The sequence below is a fragment of the Streptomyces sp. 3214.6 genome, assembly GCF_900129855.1.
GTDB lineage: Bacteria > Actinomycetota > Actinomycetes > Streptomycetales > Streptomycetaceae > Streptomyces > Streptomyces soliscabiei.
In genome coordinates, this window is the sequence record NZ_LT670819.1 from 2,428,678 (window position 1) to 2,447,321 (window position 18,644).

The 18,644-nt window shown below is 67.7% G+C and carries 12 protein-coding genes; 4 read left to right on the forward strand and 8 right to left on the reverse strand.

The features are described 5' to 3' along the window. Position 1: 1 nt before the first annotated feature. On the reverse strand, positions 2 to 928 hold the full coding sequence (locus tag B5557_RS10860; RefSeq protein WP_079658929.1) for a carbohydrate ABC transporter permease: 927 nt from the start codon (positions 926 to 928) through the stop codon (positions 2 to 4). 43 nt (positions 929 to 971) lie between these two features. Next, entirely contained in the window at positions 972 to 2,480 is a 1,509-nt protein-coding gene (ngcE, locus tag B5557_RS10865) for an N-acetylglucosamine/diacetylchitobiose ABC transporter substrate-binding protein (RefSeq protein ID WP_231976327.1), read from the reverse strand. 400 nt (positions 2,481 to 2,880) lie between these two features. On the opposite strand from ngcE, the gene B5557_RS10870 reads away from it, so the two are divergent. From B5557_RS10870 to B5557_RS10880, 3 genes are all read left to right on the forward strand, one after another. Next, positions 2,881 to 6,717 carry a GH92 family glycosyl hydrolase gene (locus tag B5557_RS10870; RefSeq protein ID WP_231976328.1) on the forward strand — a complete coding sequence of 1,279 codons (3,837 nt, stop codon included), beginning with the start codon at positions 2,881 to 2,883 and terminating at the stop codon, positions 6,715 to 6,717. A 107-nt stretch (positions 6,718 to 6,824) separates the two neighbouring features. After that, a complete protein-coding gene (locus B5557_RS10875) occupies positions 6,825 to 7,349 on the forward strand; it encodes a hypothetical protein (RefSeq protein WP_079664710.1) in 525 nt (174 codons plus the stop codon). A gap of 82 nt (positions 7,350 to 7,431) precedes the next feature. Next, positions 7,432 to 9,480: an alpha-glucuronidase gene (locus B5557_RS10880; RefSeq protein ID WP_079658930.1), complete on the forward strand. Its 2,049-nt coding sequence runs from the start codon at positions 7,432 to 7,434 to the stop codon at positions 9,478 to 9,480. Positions 9,481 to 9,499: 19 nt separating this feature from the next. Here B5557_RS10880 and B5557_RS10885 read toward each other — a convergent pair whose 3' ends face one another. From B5557_RS10885 to B5557_RS10910, 6 genes are all read right to left on the reverse strand, one after another. After that, positions 9,500 to 11,545 carry a beta-galactosidase gene (locus B5557_RS10885; RefSeq protein WP_079658931.1) on the reverse strand — a complete coding sequence of 682 codons (2,046 nt, stop codon included), beginning with the start codon at positions 11,543 to 11,545 and terminating at the stop codon, positions 9,500 to 9,502. Further along, positions 11,542 to 12,240, reverse strand: a complete 699-nt coding sequence (locus tag B5557_RS10890; RefSeq protein ID WP_079658932.1) for a hypothetical protein — start codon at positions 12,238 to 12,240, stop codon at positions 11,542 to 11,544. Before B5557_RS10890 ends, B5557_RS10885 begins: the two co-directional genes overlap by 4 nt. Beyond that, positions 12,237 to 13,745 carry a GH39 family glycosyl hydrolase gene (locus tag B5557_RS10895; RefSeq protein ID WP_079658933.1) on the reverse strand — a complete coding sequence of 503 codons (1,509 nt, stop codon included), beginning with the start codon at positions 13,743 to 13,745 and terminating at the stop codon, positions 12,237 to 12,239. Before B5557_RS10895 ends, B5557_RS10890 begins: the two co-directional genes overlap by 4 nt. Beyond that, entirely contained in the window at positions 13,742 to 15,361 is a 1,620-nt protein-coding gene (locus B5557_RS10900; protein WP_443031345.1) for an ABC transporter substrate-binding protein, read from the reverse strand. The genes B5557_RS10895 and B5557_RS10900 overlap by 4 nt, the downstream gene beginning before the upstream one ends. 115 nt (positions 15,362 to 15,476) lie before the next feature. Further along, the gene (locus B5557_RS10905) at positions 15,477 to 16,349 is read right to left on the reverse strand and encodes a carbohydrate ABC transporter permease (protein ID WP_079664711.1); all 873 of its coding nucleotides are present in this window, start codon (positions 16,347 to 16,349) and stop codon (positions 15,477 to 15,479) included. A 38-nt stretch (positions 16,350 to 16,387) separates the two neighbouring features. After that, positions 16,388 to 17,377 (reverse strand): ABC transporter permease, encoded by a 990-nt coding sequence (locus tag B5557_RS10910; protein ID WP_079658935.1) that lies wholly within the window; start codon positions 17,375 to 17,377, stop codon positions 16,388 to 16,390. Between the two features lie 270 nt (positions 17,378 to 17,647). Here B5557_RS10910 and B5557_RS10915 point away from each other — a divergent pair, with 270 nt between their 5' ends. Then, the gene (locus B5557_RS10915; RefSeq protein WP_079658936.1) at positions 17,648 to 18,640 is read left to right on the forward strand and encodes an acetylxylan esterase; all 993 of its coding nucleotides are present in this window, start codon (positions 17,648 to 17,650) and stop codon (positions 18,638 to 18,640) included. The last annotated feature ends 4 nt before the right edge of the window (positions 18,641 to 18,644 follow it).

The following is an 18,644-nucleotide window of genomic DNA, read 5'->3' on the forward strand; positions in this document are numbered from 1 at the left end:
TTCAGTACTCCAGCCGCTCGCGCCGCCCCAGCCGCATCACGACCGCGGCGAAGGCCAGCGTCACGATGAGCAAGGCGACGCCGATGGTGGTGGCGTAGGCGGCCTGACCGTCCCGGAACGCCTTCTGGTACACGTACAGGACCATGACGGTGGTCGAGTAGTCGGGGCCGCCGGGCCCGGTCGTCATGATCTGCACGACCGCGAACGACTCGGCGCCGAGCGCGAGGATGCCCATGTAGACCCAGCCCGACCGCACCGTGTCCCAGAGCAGCGGCAGGGTGATCCGGAAGAACATCGCGGCCCGGCTCGCGCCGTCCAGCAGCGCGGCCTCGTACAGGTCCGCCGGGATGGAGGCCATGCCCGCCGAGAACAGGACCACGAAGAAACCGACCGTGGACCAGACGAGCACCGCCATCACACACCACAGCGCGAGGTCCGGATCGCCCAGCCAGAGAGGCTGGACGCCGTCCAGTCCGATCCCGCGCAGGAACGAGTTGATCGCACCGCTGTCCGGGTTGTACGCGAAGGCGAACAGCAGCGCCACGATGGCGATCGACAACACCTGCGGGAAAAAGTAAACGATCTTGTAGAAGGAAGAGCCCCGGACGCCGGAGATCACCGGGCCACCCTTCCTTCTGCGTCCGCCGACATTGATCATGAAGGCGAAGAACAGCGCCAGGCCGATCGTCACCACCGGCAGCACGATCGCGAACAGCAGACTGTGCTGCAAGGACTTCCAGAAGATCTCGTCGTCCAGCATCCTCCGGTAATTGTCCAGGCCGACCATCTTGAATTCGGGGCTCAGGCCGGTCCAGTCCGTGAACGAGTAGTAGATGGACTGGATGAACGGCCACACCACGAAGAGCCCGTACAGTCCCAGGGGCAGCGCCAGGAACCCCACGATGAACCGGTACTTGCCGTGCTGCATCGCCACTCCGGTGCTTTATGGATGCTTTTCGGTGATTCTCGCCTCACTGGTGCTTGTAATGCTTGACCGTCGTGTCCTTGGCGGTCGCGTCGGCGTATCCCTGGATCTTCTTGATCGCCTCGGCGGGGGTGAGTCGGCCGGCCATCATCTCGCCGAGACCGGACACGCCGATCTTCTCCTTCTGCAACTGGACATACCAGTCCTGCAGCCGCGGATTCACCACGTTGTCGCCGGCCTTCTCCAGAGCCGCGACACCCGACTTGAGACCTGGTGTGAGCGTGATTCCGTCGGTGCCCCCGTTGTACGCGGTCAGCGACTTGACCTTGGCGGTGAAGTTCTTGGCCGACGCCTCGCTGAGCATGATGCGCAGTTGTTCCATGCCGCCCGCCGCGTTCTTCGCCTTGACCGGTACGACGAACGGCTCTCCGCCGGAGGCCCAGATGGTGCCGAACGGCATCTTGTCGGAGGAGTCGATGCCGGTGGGCGCGGAAACTGCCAGATCGAAGTCCTTCGGGATGACGTCCGCCGACTCGTTCTCCACCCAGGAGCCGTTGGGGATGAAAAGTGCCTTGCCCTTGGCCCACGCGGTCTGCGACTGGGTGTGGTCCAGGCCGGGGGTGCCCTGGAGGATGTAACCCTTCTTGTAGAGCTCGTAGTAAGCGTCGAAACACGCCTTCACCGCAGGGTGTTTCCAGGCGTTCGGCTCCAGGTTGTCGATGGCGTCGAGGACTTCACGGCCGCCCACCTTGCCGATCATCGGGTAGAGCGAGAAGGGGAGGTAATACGGGTATTTGCCCGCATAAGTCCAGCCGGCCATGCCCTTCTTCTTGGCCTTCTCGCAGACCGCGAGCATCTGGTCCCAGGTCTCGGGGTACGTGGCGTCGAGCGAGTCCAGGGCCTTCTGCGAGTACCAGACGCCGTAAACGGTGTAGGCGTAGTACATGATCCAGACCGGGGCGCCGTCGAACTGGCCCATCTCGACGATGCCGGGTCGCAGGGTGTCGCGGACCTTCTTGTTCGGGTCGTCGTAGGAGGCGGCGTCGAGGAGCGGAGTGAGGTCGGCGAGCTGGTTCTTGCCGACCAGGACACCCATGTCCATCTGCTCGGCGCCGGAATTGTCGATCAGATCGGGCGGGGTGCCCTGGTTGAAACGGGGCTGGAGCGTCGTCTGGATCTTCTGTATGGCCGAGAACTTCACCTTCGCGCCGGGGAAGTTCTTCTCGTAGATCTTGACCGCGTCCTCGGCGTAGGCCTTGCCGAAACCGCCGTCGAACAGGACGAATTCCATCGGGACGGTTTCGTTGACCGCGAGAGGGTTCTTCGCGGTCTTCTTTCCGGCCTTCGCCTTCTCCTCGCCGCCGCCACCACTGCTGGCGCAGCCGGACAGAAAGCTCATCGTGGGGACGGAGAACAGGCCGAGGGCCGCCGACCTCTTGATCAGGTCTCGGCGGCCTACACTCGCGGAACCGTTGATCTCAGAGCCGCTGATCTCAGAGCCGCTGATCTCGGAGCCATTGTAGTCGGAGCCGCTGTTCTCGGAGTGGGATCCCATGCTCAAGTCCTCGCCTTCTCCAGGACTCAGGCGGTGCACCGGATCATTCCCGGCACCGCGGTCAGGTCAAGCAGGGTCGTGCGGATCGCGTGGTCCAACGGCGTCGACGGTAACGACCGTAACGGCTGTGTCGACGATGAATCGCCGACAGGTATAGTCCACTTCTTGCCGACGGAGCAAGATCGAATGCAAGGTTGACCGCCGGTCTTTTCCGAGTTGAGACCTCCCGGACATATGAACTACCTGCGGGCGCCTGGCCGGAAAAACGCATGACACGAACCCCGCCTGGCGCAATCAACATCCTTGACATCACCGTCCACTTGGCCCACTACTGATTTCTGCGTAACCACGAGGACAACGTTGTCCGGGGCGTTGTCCGGCGCGGGGAGGGTGCTCACGCATGCAGCGGTTCGGACGGTTACGGGCGGTCGTGGTCACGGCCGCTCTGGTCATGACGGTCGGTGCGCAGGGGACGGCGGTCGCACTGCCGTCGCCGGTCCCGTTCCCCGCCCGGGAGTTCGCCTCGTCCTTCGAGGCGGGTGACCACGCCCCCGACTGGCAGAGCACCGTCGACACCGCACCGGACGGCGGCAGGCAGGCCTCGGGGGTCGACGGCGGCTACGGCGGCGGGCTTCCCGGTGAGGTGACCGACCGGGTGACGCAGGTCCGGGCGAGCGCGGAGAACACGGCCGGCGGCGAGGTGAAGGAGAACCTCGTCGACGGCGAGGCGAGCACCAAGTGGCTGGCCTTCGCCGCCACCGGCTGGGTCGAGTTCGACCTCGACGAGCCTGCGCGGGTAACCGCTTACGCGCTCACTTCCGCCAATGACTTCGCCGACCGCGACCCCGCCGACTGGACCCTCTCCGGCTCGGCGGACGGCGTCTCCTGGACGCCCCTGGACACCCGCGCCGGGGAAACCTTTGCGGAGCGTTTCCAGACCCGTGCCTACAGCCTCGCGGCCCCCGCCGAGTACCGGCACTTCCGGCTGGAGATCACCAGGAACCATGGCGCCGGGCTCGTGCAGCTCGCCGACGTGCGGTTCGGCACGGGAGGGGGCGACGGGCCCGTCCCGCCGGACATGCTCACCGTCGTCGACCGGGGCCCGAGCGGCTCGCCGACCGCGAAGGCGGGCGCCGGCTTCACCGGGCGGCGGGCACTGCGTTACGCGGGTCGGCACACCGCTTCCGGCCGGGCGTACTCGTACAACAAGGTGTTCGACGTGAACGTCCGGGTCGGTTCGCGCACCCAGCTGGCGTACCGGATCTTCCCGTCGATGGCGGGCGGCGACCTGGACTATGCCGCGACCAACGTTTCCGTGGACCTTGCTTTCACGGACGGAACGTATCTGAGCGGCCTCGGGGCGAGCGATCAGTACGGTTTCCCGTTGTCGCCGCGCGGGCAGGGCGCGGCGAAGGTGCTGTACGTCAACCAGTGGAACGACGTGGTGTCGGGGATCGGGGCGGTGGCGGCCGGAAAGACGGTCGACCGGATCCTCGTCGCCTACGACTCCCCCGGCGGGCCGGCGCGGTTCCGGGGCTGGGTGGACGACATCGCGTTGCGCACGGCCGCCCCACAGGCGGCGAAGGCTCATCTGTCGGACTACGCGGTGACCACGCGCGGCACCAACTCCAGCGGGGGGTTCTCGCGCGGAAACACGTTTCCCGCGACGGCCGTGCCGCACGGCTTCAACTTCTGGACGCCGGTGACGAACGCGTCCTCGCTGGGCTGGCTCTATGACTACGCGCGGGCCAACAACGCGGACAACCGGCCCACGATCCAGGCGTTCAGCGCGAGTCACGAGCCGAGTCCGTGGATGGGTGACCGGCAGACGTTCCAGGTGATGCCGTCGGTGGCGCCCGGTGTCCCGGACACCGGGCGGTCGGCCCGGGCACTGGCGTTCCGGCACAGCGACGAGACCGCCCGCCCGTACTACTACGGGGTGCGTTTCGAGAACGCTCTCAGGGCGGAGATGGCGCCGACCGACCACGCGGCCGCCCTGCGCTTCACCTATCCCGGTCCGGACGCGAGCGTCGTCTTCGACAACGTCACCGACCAGGCGGGGCTGACGCTCGACAAGGAGACCGGGGTCGTCACCGGTTACTCGGACGTGAAGTCGGATCTGTCCACGGGGGCCACGCGACTCTTCGTGTACGGCGAGTTCGACGCGCCCGTGACGGACGGGGCATCGAGCGGGGTGAAGGGTTACCTGCGTTTCGACGCGGGCTCCGACCGCACCGTCACCCTGCGGCTGGCGACCTCCCTCATCGGCGTCGACCAGGCCCGCGACAACCTCCGCCAGGAAATCCCGGAGGGCACCGATTTCGAGACGGTCAAGTCGCGGGCCCAACGGCAGTGGGACGAGCTCCTGGGCAGGGTGGAGGTCGAGGGTGCGAGCCAGGACCAGCTGACGACGCTTTACTCCAGCCTGTACCGGCTGTACCTGTATCCCAACTCCGGTTTCGAGAAGGTCGGTGCCACGTACCGGTACGCGTCGCCCTTCTCGCCGATGCCCGGCCAGGACACCCCGACGCACACCGGCGCGAAGATCGTGGACGGGAAGGTGTACGTCAACAACGGTTTCTGGGACACCTACCGGACGACCTGGCCCGCCTACGCGCTGCTGACGCCCACGCAGGCGGGGGTGCTGACGGACGGGTTCGTGCAGCAGTACAAGGACGGCGGCTGGACCTCACGCTGGTCCTCTCCCGGGTACGCCGACCTGATGACCGGCACGTCGTCGGACGTCGCCTTCGCAGACGCGTTCGTGAAGGGCGTCGGCTTCGACGCGAAGGCGGCGTACGAGGCGGCCCTCAAGAACGCCACCGTCGTGCCCCCGGCATCGGGGGTGGGCCGCAAGGGCATGGCGACGTCCCCCTTCCTCGGCTACACCAGCACGGCCACGCACGAGGGCCTGTCGTGGGCGCTGGAGGGCTACCTCAACGACTACGGCATCGCCCGCATGGGCCAGGCGCTGTACCGGAAGACCGGGGAGCATCGCTATCAGGAGGAGGCGGACTACTTCCTCAACCGTGCGCAGGGCTACGTGCACCTCTTCGACACCAAGGCTGGGTTCTTCCAGGGGAAGGACGACAAGGGCGACTGGCGGGTGGCGTCGCAGAGCTACGACCCACGGGTGTGGGGCTACGACTACACCGAGACCAACGGCTGGGGCTATGCCTTCACCGCCCCACAGGACAGCCGGGGTCTGGCCAACCTGTACGGCGGCCGCGACGGGCTGGCGAAGAAACTCGATGCCTACTTCGCAACCCCGGAAACCGCTTCCCCCGAGTTCGTGGGCTCCTACGGCGGGGTCATCCATGAGATGACCGAGGCGCGGGACGTGCGGATGGGCATGTACGGGCACTCCAACCAGGTCGCGCATCACGCGATCTACATGTACGACGCGGCCGGGCAGCCCTGGAAGGCACAGGCAAAGGCCCGCGAGGTGCTCGCACGGCTCTACACCGGCAGTGCCATCGGTCAGGGCTACCACGGCGACGAGGACAACGGCGAGCAGTCGGCCTGGTACCTGTTCTCCGCGCTCGGTTTCTACCCGCTGGTGATGGGCAGCGGCGAATACGCCGTCGGCTCCCCCCTGTTCACCAAGGCGACCGTGCATCTGGAGAACGGCAAGGATCTCGTGGTCAAGGCCCCGAAGAACAGCGCGAAGAACGTGTATGTGCAAGGCCTGAAGGTCAACGGCCGCGCCTGGAAGTCGACTTCGCTTGCGCACTCGCTTCTCGCGAAGGGCGGGGTCCTGGAGTTCGAGATGGGACCGCGGCCCTCGACGTGGGGATCCGGAAAGAACGCGGCACCGGTTTCGATCACCCGGGACGACAAGGCGCCCGCACCACGCACCGACGTGCTGAAGGGCGCCGGCGCACTGTTCGACGACACCTCGGCAACCCAGGAAACGGTGTCGGGGACGCTCGCCCTGCCGGTGACGGCGGATACCAAGGCCGTGCAGTACACCTTGACCTCCGCCGATCACACCCAGGTGCCCGGGAGTTGGACCCTTCAGGGCTCCGCCGACGGACGGACGTGGACCGATCTGGACCGGCGCTCCGCCGAGACGTTCCCCTGGGACCGACAGACCCGGGCTTTCACGATCGCCCGACCGGGCGCATACGGGCACTACCGGCTGGTGTTCGCCGGCGAGACAAGCGGGGCAAGCGGAGAGGGCGGAGCGGGCTCGGTGACCCAAGTGCGCCTGGCGGAGGTCGAGTTGTTGTCTTGATCTGGTAACCGCCAGCGATCAACGGCTGTACCGGGCGTCACCCGTGTTCCAGAATGACCGGGCCGCCCGCGAGCGCCGGGCGGCCGGTCATGGAGGGGGAAGCGGTCATGGGCATCATCGGACGGTTCACGGGGCTGCTCGCCGGCGCGGCTCTCGGGGCGGGGGCCTTGTTCGCGACGGCGGCGCCGGCACAGGCGTACAGCCCGAACCCGCAGTTCCACGCCTACTACTACGACACCGACACCTGCCCGTGCAGCGGCGGCAACCTCACCGACCCGTTCGACAACACGACGTTCGCGCAAGACGCCGGCGGCTACGCCGTGAAGATGGAAATGATCAATTCGGGAGCGTTCGTCGGCAAGGTGGAGTTCCACCCGAACGACGAGAAGCTCTGGCTGTACGACACCGCGAACGACGGTGACACGTACTACGTCAAGGTCAGCTACACGTCCGGCGGCACCACCCACAACCTGGGCACCTTCAGCCCGCCCGGGACCACGGCGGTGCTGGACTACGAGGTCGAGGACTTCGACCTCCCCGAAGGCGCTTACGTCGACATTTCCGTCTACGACGACGCCGCGCTCACCGACCTCATCGGTGCCGCGCGTGGCACCGGCGCGGCCATCGCCTAGGCAGGCCGCGCCACCCGGTCCGCATCGCCACAGCCCCATCGCCACAGCCCCCATCGCCGACCCGCAGCGCCTCGGAGGGACCATGCCACTGACTGTGCCCGTCCTGCCCGACGGAATCGACCCCGCCTGGCTGCCACCGGAGGCGTTTCGACCGCTGGGGACCAGGCGGACACTGGTCCATGGCGCGGGGCCGCTGGTGGACACCGTGCACGGTGAAGTGGCTTACGCCTGCGAGCAGTTCGGCGGCGAGGTCGTACGGAACACCTCGGATGAGGAGTCGGGTGACTCGTACGACCTGGTGCTGCGCCTGGCGCGGCCGACAGCAGCTGATGCGGGTGTCCTCGGGAACATCGGGGATCTCGGTGACGAGGGGTTCGCCTACGAGCGTGCCGACGCGACGGCCACGGTCACGGCGGTCGGCCAACGCGGGCTGCTGTACGGCCTGTTCCACGTCGTAAGGCTCGGCGAGGGTGCCTTCCGGGGTGCCCGGGCACGCGAAGTGCACCGCCCTGCGTCGGCGCTGCGGATGCTGGACCACTGGGACAATGTGGCCGTGCACCCGGTCATGGGCCAGGTGGAACGCGGGTACGCGGGCGGCTCGCTGTTCTGGCGGGACGGAGGGGCCCGTGAAGAGTGGGAGCGCGTACGGGCGTACGGCAGGCTGCTGGCGGCCTGCGGGGTCAACGCCGTCTCGGTCAACAACGTCAACGTGCACAAGGCCGAGGCGCATCTTCTCACCGACCGGATCGACCAAGTCGCCCGGATCGCGGGGGTGTTGCGGCCGTACGGGATCCGGACGCACCTGTCGGTGACCTTCGCCGCGCCCGTCGTGCTCGGCGATCTGTCCACCGCGGACCCGTTCGAGGGGGCGGTGCGCGAGTGGTGGGCGGAGGCCGTGCGCGGGGTGTACTCGGCGATCCCGGACTTCGGCGGGTTCGTGGTGAAGGCCGACTCGGAGGGCCAGCCGGGGCCGTTCACCTACGGCCGCTCGCACGCGGACGGCGCGAACATGCTGGCTGCGGCTCTCGCACCGTTCGGCGGCACGGTCCATTGGCGGGCGTTCGTGTACAACCACCGGCAGGACTGGCGGGACCGCTCGACCGACCGCGCCCGGGCCGCGTATGACCATTTCGCCCCGCTCGACGGGGAGTTCGCCGACAACGCCGTCCTACAGGTGAAGCACGGCCCGATGGACTTCCAGGTGCGTGAACCCGTCTCACCCGTGCTCGGCGCGCTGCCGAGCACCCGGGTCGCCGTGGAGGTGCAGGCCACGCAGGAGTACACCGGACAGCAGAAGCACGTCTGTTGGCTCGGACCGATGTGGAGCGAGGTGCTGCGCTTCCGGCCGGACGGTGAACAGGGCGCGACTGTCGGGGAGTTGACGCGAGGCGGGTTGGTGGCGGTGTCCAATGCGGGCGACGATCCGTTCTGGACCGGGCATCCGCTGGCTCAGGCGAACCTCTACACCTTCGGCCGGCTCGCCTGGCAACCGGACGCCGACCCGCACGACCTCCTGGACGAGTGGATCGCGCTCACTTTCCCGCCCGCCTCCGACCCGACTGCCCATGAGCGGCTGGCCGCCGGGCTTCGCGCGGTGCTGCACGGCTCCTGGCGGACGTACGAGAAGTACACCGCGCCGCTCGGCGTCGGTTTCATGGTGCAGCCCGGGCACCACTACGGGCCCGGCGTCGACGGCTACGAGTACAGCCCCTGGGGCACGTACCACTTCGCGGACCGGGACGGGATCGGTGTCGACCGGAGCGCGGCGACCGGCACGGGCTACGCGGCGCAGTACGCCAAGCCGTGGGCCGAGCTGTACGAGTCGGTCGTTTCCTGCCCCGATGAGCTGTTGCTGTTCTTCCACCATGTGCCGTACGGGCATGTGCTGAAGAGCGGGAAAACGGTTGTCCAGCATATCTACGACACCCATTTCGAGGGCGTCGAGGAGGCAGAGGAGGCCCGCCGGGTGTGGGCGGGCCTCGCGGACCTGGTGGATCCGGCACGGCACGCGCGCGCAGCGGAACGGTACGAGGAGCAGGTGCGCTGCGCACGGGAGTGGCGGGACCAGGTGAACAGCTACTTCCTGCGCAAGTCCGGGGTCCCTGACGAGCGGGGCCGCGCGATCCACTGAAGCCGTGGGCCAGGAACGATCACTGGGACCGCAGGATCGCCACGCCCAGCGGGTCCAGGGTCAGGGCCTCGCCCCGGCCGAGTCGTTTGCCGGTGAGGAGGTCGGTGGCGGAGATGTGCGCGGTCAAGTGGGCAGGCTCCCTCGCGTGGTTGAGCAGGAAGAGGAGGCGCGTGCCGTCGGGGGCGACCCGGGTGGCGGTCTCCACGGCGCGGTGGTCGGCGTAGGGGCCGACCAGGTCGTGCCGGGCCAGGACGCGGCGGACTATGTGGTCGACGCCGGGCTGGTCGAGGGCGGTCGCCACGTACCAGGCCTCGCCGGCTTCGAAGGCGTTGCGGGTCACGGCCGGGGTGCCCGCGTAGAAGTCGGCGCCGTAGGTGGCGACCGGTTCGGCGCCGCGCAGCTGGACGATCTCGAAGACCAGACGGGCCTGCGTCGTGAACTCTCCCAGCTGGATGGGCTGTACGACGTCTTCGGGCCGTGCGTCCCACTCGTCGACGCGGATGCCCATGAGGGGGGCCAGTGGGCCGGGGACGTCGGCGAGGAAGGCGCGGTCGTGTTCGTCCGAGCGTGCGGTGAGAAACGTGGCGAGGACGGTGCCGCCGCGCCGGGCCACGGCCTCCAGGCGCTGCGCCAGGTCTTGCTTGACGAGGTGGAGCACCGGGGCGAGGACCACGTCGTACGGGGTGAGGTCGGCGGTCACCGCCACGACGTCCACGTCGGCGCCGGCCTCGCGGGCGGCCCGGTAGTAGGCGTGTACGACATCTGTGTAGCGGACGAGTCGGGAGGGGCCGTCGGAGATCTCCAGGGCCCACCAGCTGTCCCAGTCGAAGAGGAGAGCGGTCCGGGCGGGGGTCCGGGCGCCGAGGGGGACCGCTCCGACCTCGGTCAACTCCCGCCCCAGGGAAGCCACTTCGCCGAAGACGCGCGTGTCGTCGCGACCCGAGTGCCCGATGACCGCGCCGTGGTACTTCTCGCAGGCGCCGCGAGAGGCGCGCAGCTGGAAGTAGAGGGCGGCGTCCGCGCCGTGGGCGACGGCCTGCCAGGTGGCCAGGCGGAGTTCGCCGGGGCGACGCAGCGGGTTGACGTCGCGGCAGGCGGTTGTGGAAGGGGTCTGCTCCATCAGCCAGAACGGGGCGCCGTCCTTGAGGCCGCGCATCAGGTCGTGGGCGAGGGCCGGACGGGAGGGCGGGGCGTCGAGGGGCGGGTAGTTGTCCCAGGAGGCGAAGTCGAGATGGCGTGCCCAACGGTGGTAGTCGAGTGGGCGGTAGGCGCCCATGAAGTTGGTGGTGACGGGCGTGTCGGGGTCGTGGGCGCGGATGGCTTCCTTCTCCGCGGTGAAACAGCCGAGCAGGGCGTCGGTCATGAAGCGCTGGTAGTCGAGGGTGACGCCCTGGAAGGCGGTGTGGTCGGGGCCGCGCCAGTGCTCGGTGAGGGCGCTCGGCGGCTCGATCTCGTCCCAGTCGGTGTAGCGGTGCGACCAGAAGGTGGTCCACCAGGCGTCGTTGAGGGCGTCGAGGGTGCCGTGCCGGGCGCGCAGCCAGTCACGGAAGCCCTCGGCGCACAGATTGCAGTAACAGACGCCGCCGTACTCGTTGTTGATGTGCCAGGCCAGCAACGCGGAATGTTCCGCGTAGCGTTCGGCGAGGCGGTCGGCCACGGCCGTGGCCAGTCGGCGGTAGGCGGGCGAGCTGGGGCAGAAGTTGTGCCGTTGGCCGTAGCGGTGTCGTCGGCCCTCGAAGTCGGTGCGGTTGACGTCGGGGTGCTTCTTCGCGAGCCAGGGCGGGAGAGCGGCGGTTCCGGTGGCGAGGCAGACGTGCCGGCCCTCGGCGGCGGCGCGATCGAGGATGCCGTCGAGGGTCGTGAAGTCGTATATGTTCTCGGCTGGTTGGGTTAGTGACCAGCTGAAGACGCCGACCGTGAGGGTGTCGACGCCGGCCTGCGTGAACAGGCGGTGGTCCTCGTCCCAGACCTGCCGCGGCCACTGCTCGGGGTTGTAGTCGCCGCCGTACGGGATCTTGCCGGTGTGCGGGAGCCGGCTGTTGTCACCGGGGTCGGGGGCGGTCATGCGGTGAAGTCCTCCTGGGTCTCGACGATCACCGGACGGCTCGACTGCACGAGTGAGAGCAGCAGCGGTGCGGCCAGCAGGACGGGCAGGGCCTCCGAGAGCAGGGCGGTCAGGCCGCCGGTCAGGACGAGCAGAGAGGCCGCGGCGAGCGTGACGTGCCCCCGCCGGAACAGGAAGTACGCGGCCAGACGGGCACTGTCGCGGGCGCGGAACGTGAACAAGGAGGTGAGGACGACGACGTGCGCGCCCCAGAGCAGGGATGCCACGCCGATGCCCCCGAGAAGCACCGCCCACCAGCCGGGCAGCCCGGTGGCGGCGAAGTGGGTGAGGCTGAACGCGATCACGGTCAGCCAGGCCAGCAGGGGCGCCCAGAGCTTCAGCGCGGGCAGGGCGTTGAGCCGCCAGCCGCGGATGTAGACGCGGGCCGGGTGCAGGTCGGTGAGGTCACGGCTGCGGTGGTGCAGGGCGTACAACGCGGCGGAGGCCGCCGGGCCGAGCGGCAGCAGGCACCCGGCGGCGAGTGGCAGGTTGGCCGGGTCGGGGCCCAGGAAGAACAGGCCGGCCAGGCCTGGAGCGGTCGCCGCGAGGAACAGGGCCTCGACGGTGAGCAGGGTGTGCACCAGGGCGGCGGCGCGGGAGAGGGGCCCGGTGCCCAAACGGGAGGGAAGCGGTCTCGAAGCGCTCACCGGGATCATGTCGCCGGCCCGCCGAGGAGCCGCCGTTCGTCCCACCAGGGCGGGGTCTCGTCGACGACCGGGGTGAGCTCGACCAGAGTGATCTCGTGGCGGGCCAGGATGAGGTCCAGCTCGGCGCGCCCCTCCGGCGCGGGCAGCCTCCGGTGGCTGCGGGCGGGCTCGGCGGCGTCGTGCAGGACGTCCAGCTGTCCCGGCTTCGGCGAGCGGGGGCTGCCCACGTGCCGCCAGGCGGTGTAGGCGTTCCCGTGTTCCTCGTCGACGGTGGACCGGCGGACGAAGACCTCTCGCGCCGCGACCGGGAGGGAAAGACGCAGTACGTGCCGGTCAGGTCCGGGGTTCTCGCCGGTCGGGTCGACGGGCGCCCAGGCCAAAACCGTGACCCGGCCGTCGGGGTGGCGGGTGACGAGGTGGTCGTCACCGCGCGCCAGCAGGTCGGGCCCCATCCGGGCCATGAACGCGTACAGGTGGTAGGTCGGTTTTCTCACCTGCCGGTGGGTGAGCAGTCCGAAGCCGCCGTGGAAGAGGGCCGTGGGGACACCGGCCTCCTCGAACACGTCACTGAACGTCCAGTAGGAGAAGGAGTCGGCGAAGTCGCCGCCGTGTGCGAGAACCGGCGCCAGGTACGCGGCATGGAAAGCGGTGTCGTGGATCGGGTTGTTCGGACAGTAGGAGGAATTGAACTCCGTGATGTGGACCGGGAGTCCGGCCAGTCGGGTGCCCTTGAGGCGTTCGCGGGGGGTGGCGAACTGGTCGAGCAGAGAGGATGCCGGGGCCAGCGTCTGGTGGACACCGAACGGTACCTGGTCCGCGGGGCCGGAGGTGTAGGCGTGCTTCGACACGAAGTCGACGGGCACGTCCCGGCCTTCCGCGAACTCGGCGAACCGGTCCAGCCAGTCGTCGGCGCCCGGAGTGATCGCGGGGCCCCCGACCTGGAGAGCGGCGTCCACCTCCTTCACGGTGCGCGCGGTGACCTCGTACAGCCGGTGGTACGCCTTTTCGTCCGCGTCCTGCCAGAAGTCGGACAGGTTGGGCTCGTTCCACACCTCGATGGGCCAGGTGCGGACCTCGTCGAGGCCGTAGCGGTCGACGAGATGGGCCAGGGTCGCCCGGACCAGGTCGGCCCATTCCCTGTGCGAGCGGGGCGGGGTGACATTGCCCCGCCACCAGAAGACCGTCTGTGTGCCGACGGCCAACGCCTCGGGCATGAAGCCGAGTTCCAGGAAGGGGCGGATGCCGGCCGCCAGATACGCGTCGACGACCTGGTCGACGTAGGTGAAGGAATGGTGGACGTGGCGGGCGCCCTCGTGGTCGTACGGGCGGTACACACCCATGCCGTCGCTGAGCAGGCCATGACCACGGATGTATCGGAAACCGATGTCCCGCTGGAGCAGGGCGAGGGAGTCCTGGTAGTCGCGGCGCAGGGCGAGTTCAACTCGCCCCGTGCCGACGCAGAACCGCCAGGCGTCGGAGAGCCGGCCCGCCGCTTCGGCGGGAACGCTGATCACCCCTTCTCCTTCGCGAAACGCTCGCGCGCCTTGTTGTGCAGACCGACAAGCTGATCCATGTTCTTGGCCTTCAACTCGGTGACGTATTCGTCCCATTCGGACAGCGGGCGCTTGCCGAGGGCGAATTTGAGCATGTTCTGGGTGACGTGGTCCCTGAGCGGGGTCTCCCAGAGTGAGGCCTGTTCCTGCTCCACGGACTGCAGCGGGTGGGCCGGATCGATGGGCAGTTGTCTGTACTGGGCCATGGCGTCCTGGAACTTCTTCTCGTCCGGGCCGAAGGACGAGGAGACGAGCTCCCAGCTGCCACCGTAGGCGAAGACGCCGTTGTAGAAGCCGTAGTCCTTCTGGAGGTCCTTCGGGGCGTCCGGGTTCGCGCCCATGAACGAGATGCCGGGCTCGAGCCTGTACTGGCTGCCGGCCTGTGTGTAAGTGACGCCCTGGACGCCCCACTTGGAGAAGCGCTGACCCTCGTCGGAGTACCACAGCCAGTCGACGAACTGCATCATCGCCACGAACGTGTCGCTCTTGAGGGCCTTGGTGGAGATCATGACGCCGTTCTCCAGCCGGGCGCCGCCCATCACCACCGGACCGGCCGGGCCGAGTGGCACCGGCACCATCTCGATCTTCGCTCCCTTGACCTGTTTCTCCAGGTTGTAGCGGTAGTTCTGGACCAGCTCCTGCGGGTTGGCGCTGATGGCGAAGGATTTCTCACCCAGCAGTTTCTGCACGGCGTCGTCATCGGGCTGCGTGAAACTCTCCGGGTCCATCAGTTTCTCGGCGACCAGCTTTCTCAGGTACTCGACCACCTGGCGGTAGCCGTCCGTGGCGCCGGTGAAGACGAACTCCCCCGCCTTCGAGTCAAAACTGATGTTGTCGTAGGTCCAGCCGCCCTTCACTCCGTGCGCCTGGCCGAGGTAGCTGAGCAACGCCGCCGCCGGGAAAGGGGTGTTGGTGCTCCAACGGTCGGAGAAGGGGTATCGGTCCGGGTATTCGGCCTTGATCGCCTTGAAGACGTCGTACACCTGGTCCCAGGTGGTGGGCAGGCTCAGACCGAGCCTGTCGAGGACGTCCGTGCGCAAGGACAGCGAATAGCCGGACCTGACCCTCTCGTGCAGGCCGGGAAGGAGGTAGTACTTGCCGTCGGACTGCCGAATGGAGTCGAGCTCGGGCTCCAGCTTCCATTTTCTGACCTTGTCCTGGAAGTTGGGCATCAGATGCACGTACTCGCTGACCGGGAGGATCGCGCCCGATGAGACGAACGCGGCCTCGGACGGATGGTACGTCTTGGGGATCAGGAACGGGGCGTCGCCCGCACCGATCAGCACGCTGCGTTTCTTCTCATAGTCACTGAGCGGGACAGCGATCGGTTTCAGGGTGATACCGGTGCGCTTGGTGAGTTCCTTCCAGAACAGCCAGCTGTTCTTCATGGGGTAGTTCGGGTTGTTGTTGTGCAGAATCGAGAAGGACAGCGGTTTCGACGCCTTGAACTGCTGACCGGCCCGATGCTCCTTCATCGCGCCGTTCTGTTTCTTGGAGAGGTCCTTTGAATCCCCTCCGTCCTCGCCGCTGCCACAGCCGGTGAGGGTGGCAAGGCCGATGAACCCTGCCGCGGCCATGATCTGGCGCCTGGACAACTGTTTGCCATTCATCACTCAGAACCTCCTGGTACGACGGCTGATCAGAACCGTTGTTGCAGGCCTCTGACGGAGACCGGGGTGCTGGGTATGCGGCTCAGCCCTTGACCGCGCCGAGCATCACGCCCGAGACGAAGAAGCGTTGGACGAACGGATACACGCAGAGGATCGGCAGCGACGTCAGCACGATCGTGACCGCCTGGATGTTCGCCCCGACCTGGCTGAGCTGCTCCGTGCCGGCACCGGCGTTGCCGCCCGTGGTGGCGCCTGAGATGAGATTGCGCAGATAGACGGTGGCCGGCATGAGTTCCGTCCGGTCCATGTAGAGGAACGCCGAGAACCAGGAGTTCCAGAACGACACGGAGTAGAAGAGCACCATCGTCGCGATGACGGCTTTGGACAGCGGCAGCACGATCCTGAGCAGCACGCCGTAGGTGCTCAGCCCGTCGATCTCCGCGGCCTCCTCCAGTTCGGTCGGCAGGCTCTCGAAGAATGCTTTCATCACCAGCAGATTGAATACACTGATCGCGTTCGGCAGGGCGATCGCCCAAACCGAGTTCTTCAGGCCCATGCTGGTGACCAGGACGTAGTTGGGGATCAGCCCGCCGGTGAAGAACATGGTGAACACGGCGACGCCGACGAGAAAACCACGGCCTTTGAGATTTCGTTTCGACAGGACATAGGCGTAACACGTCGTCAGGACCATGGCTACGACGGTGGAGACGACCGTGTAGAGCACGGTGTTTCCGTAGTTTCGCCAGAACATCGAGTCCTGGAAGACGATTCTGTACGTGGTGAGGTTGAACCCCTTGGGCCACAGGCTCACTTCACCGGCGCGGATCTGCCGTTCGTCGCTGAACGAGCGGGCGATGATGTTGACGAACGGATAGAGCGTCACGAGCACGACGAGGGTGAGGACCACCCCGTTGACACCCTGGAAAACGCGGTAACCGCGCGTGGGCTGGTTCACGGAGGTACGCGGACGCGGGGCTCTGGGGGGCAGGAGGCTCACCACAGGCTCGTCCCCACCGTGCGTCGCGACACCTGGTTCGCGCCGGTGATCAGCACCAGGCCGATGATCGCTTCGAACAGGCCGATGGCGGCGGCGTAGCTGAAGCTGTTGGACTCGACCCCGGCGCGGTAGAGGTACGTGGAGACCACGTCGGCCGTCGGATAAGTCAGCGGGTTGTACAGCAGCAGGACCTTCTCGAAGCCGACCACCATGAACGTGCCGATGTTGAGGATCAGCAACGTGATCATGGTGGGCCGGATTCCGGGCAGGGTGACGTGCCAGATCTGCCGCCAGCGGTTCGCGCCGTCGATGCGGGCGGCCTCGTAGAGGTCCTCGTCGATCGTGGTGAGGGCCGCGAGGTAGAGGATCGTGCCCCAGCCGGCCGTCTGCCAGATCTCCGAGCCCACGTAGATCGTGCGGAACCAGCCGGGTTCCTGGATGAACCGCACCGGGTCGTGACCGAACCAGCCCAGCGCATGGTTGACCGGACCGTCCGTGGCCAACATCTGCATCGTGATACCCGCGACGATCACGATCGACAGGAAGTGCGGAAGATACGAAATCGATTGCACGATCCGTTTCAGAGAACGCCGGCGCACCTCGTTGAGCAGCAGTGCCAGGACGATCGGGATGGGAAAGCAGAACACCAGCGTCAGCCCGCCGAGCCACAGCGTGTTGCGGAAGACCTGCCAGAAGGTCGGGTCGGTCAGGAACATCCGCACATAGCGCAGCCCCACCCACTGCTCCCCCAGGATCGAACCGCCCGGTTCGTAGCGGCGGAAGGCGATCACGTTGCCGATCATCGGCAGATAGCGGAACACCAGGAAGAACAGCAGCGGCAGCACGGCCAGCGAGTACAGCTGCCAGTCCCGTCGCACTGCCCGCCGCCAGCCGCGGCGCGCGGTAGGCGGTGTGGGACCGTGCCGGGTCTCGGGCGGAGGGTCCTGGGTTCCTGGGGATGGGGCCGATGTGGTGGAGGTGCTCATGCTCGGGCCTCCCGGGGCGTGTTCGAAACGCTCGACTCGCAGCGCGTGATCTCGAAACTTTCGTGCCCTTACCGGTAACTCTGCGGCAACGTAAGGGGTCACGGAAAGCGCTGTCAATGGGTGCTGCACAGTGGGCTGGTGGGGCGCCGGATGGCGTTGGAATCCCTCGCGGGCGGGGTACAACGGGAGAGTCGGGTGCTACCGTCCTCCGCAAATTTCTGTACGCGTTACGCAACGATCGATCTCCCACAACCCCTGCGAGGTGCCCCTGTGCCCGCGTTCGACCTGCCAGTGCCCGAACTGGAACGCCACCGACCCGAGCCCGATGAACCCGCCGACTTCGATGCGTTCTGGAGCGAGACGTTGAAGGAGGCCGAGCAGCATGAGCCCCTTGTGTCGGTGGATCCCGTCGAGACCGGTCTGCGTCTGACGCGGACCTGGGACGTGACGTTCCGGGGTTTCGCGGGAGACCCGGTGCGGGCCTGGTTCAGCCTTCCCTCCGGCGCGCGGGAACCGCTTCCCGCGGTCGTCGAGTACGCCGGCTACGGGCGCGGCCGCGGTCTCCCCCACGAGCGCCTGACCTGGGTGAACGCCGGCTTTGCCCATCTGCTGATGGACAACCGTGGCCAGGGCGACCAGTACGGGAACGGGGGTGCCACCCCCGACCCGCACGCCTACGCGCCCGGCGGTCCCGGCCCGGCCGTCCGCGGCCTGCTCTCCCCGCGGGACTACCACTACCGCCGGCTGATCACGGACGCGGTGCGCGCGGTGACGGCGATCCGGGCACTGCCGGGCGTGGACCCCGCCCGCACGGTCGCCGTCGGCAACAGCCAGGGCGGCGGACTCGCCCTGGCCGTCGCGGGCCTGGTCCCCGACCTGGCCGCCGTCCTCGTCACGGCACCCCTGCTGTGCGGCATCCGGCGTGCCCTGGACCTCACCGACGCGGGGCCGTACGGCGAGATCGCCGCCTACCTCTCCGTTCACCGCGGCAGCGAAGAAGCCGCCTACCGAACGCTTTCCTACGTGGAAGGCCTTTCCTTCGCCCGCCGTGCCCAGGCACCCGCCCACTTCGGCACGGGCCTGCGCGACACGGTCTGTCCGCCGAGCGGGGCGTACGCCGCCTTCAACCGGTACGGGGAGCTGAGCCGCGGCGCGGATCCGCGGCGGGAGATCCACCCGTACCCGTACAACGGACACGAGGGGGGTGAAGCCGAACAGGTGCGACGCCAACTGCACTGGCTGGCGGAGCAGTTGGACGAGTGAGGTC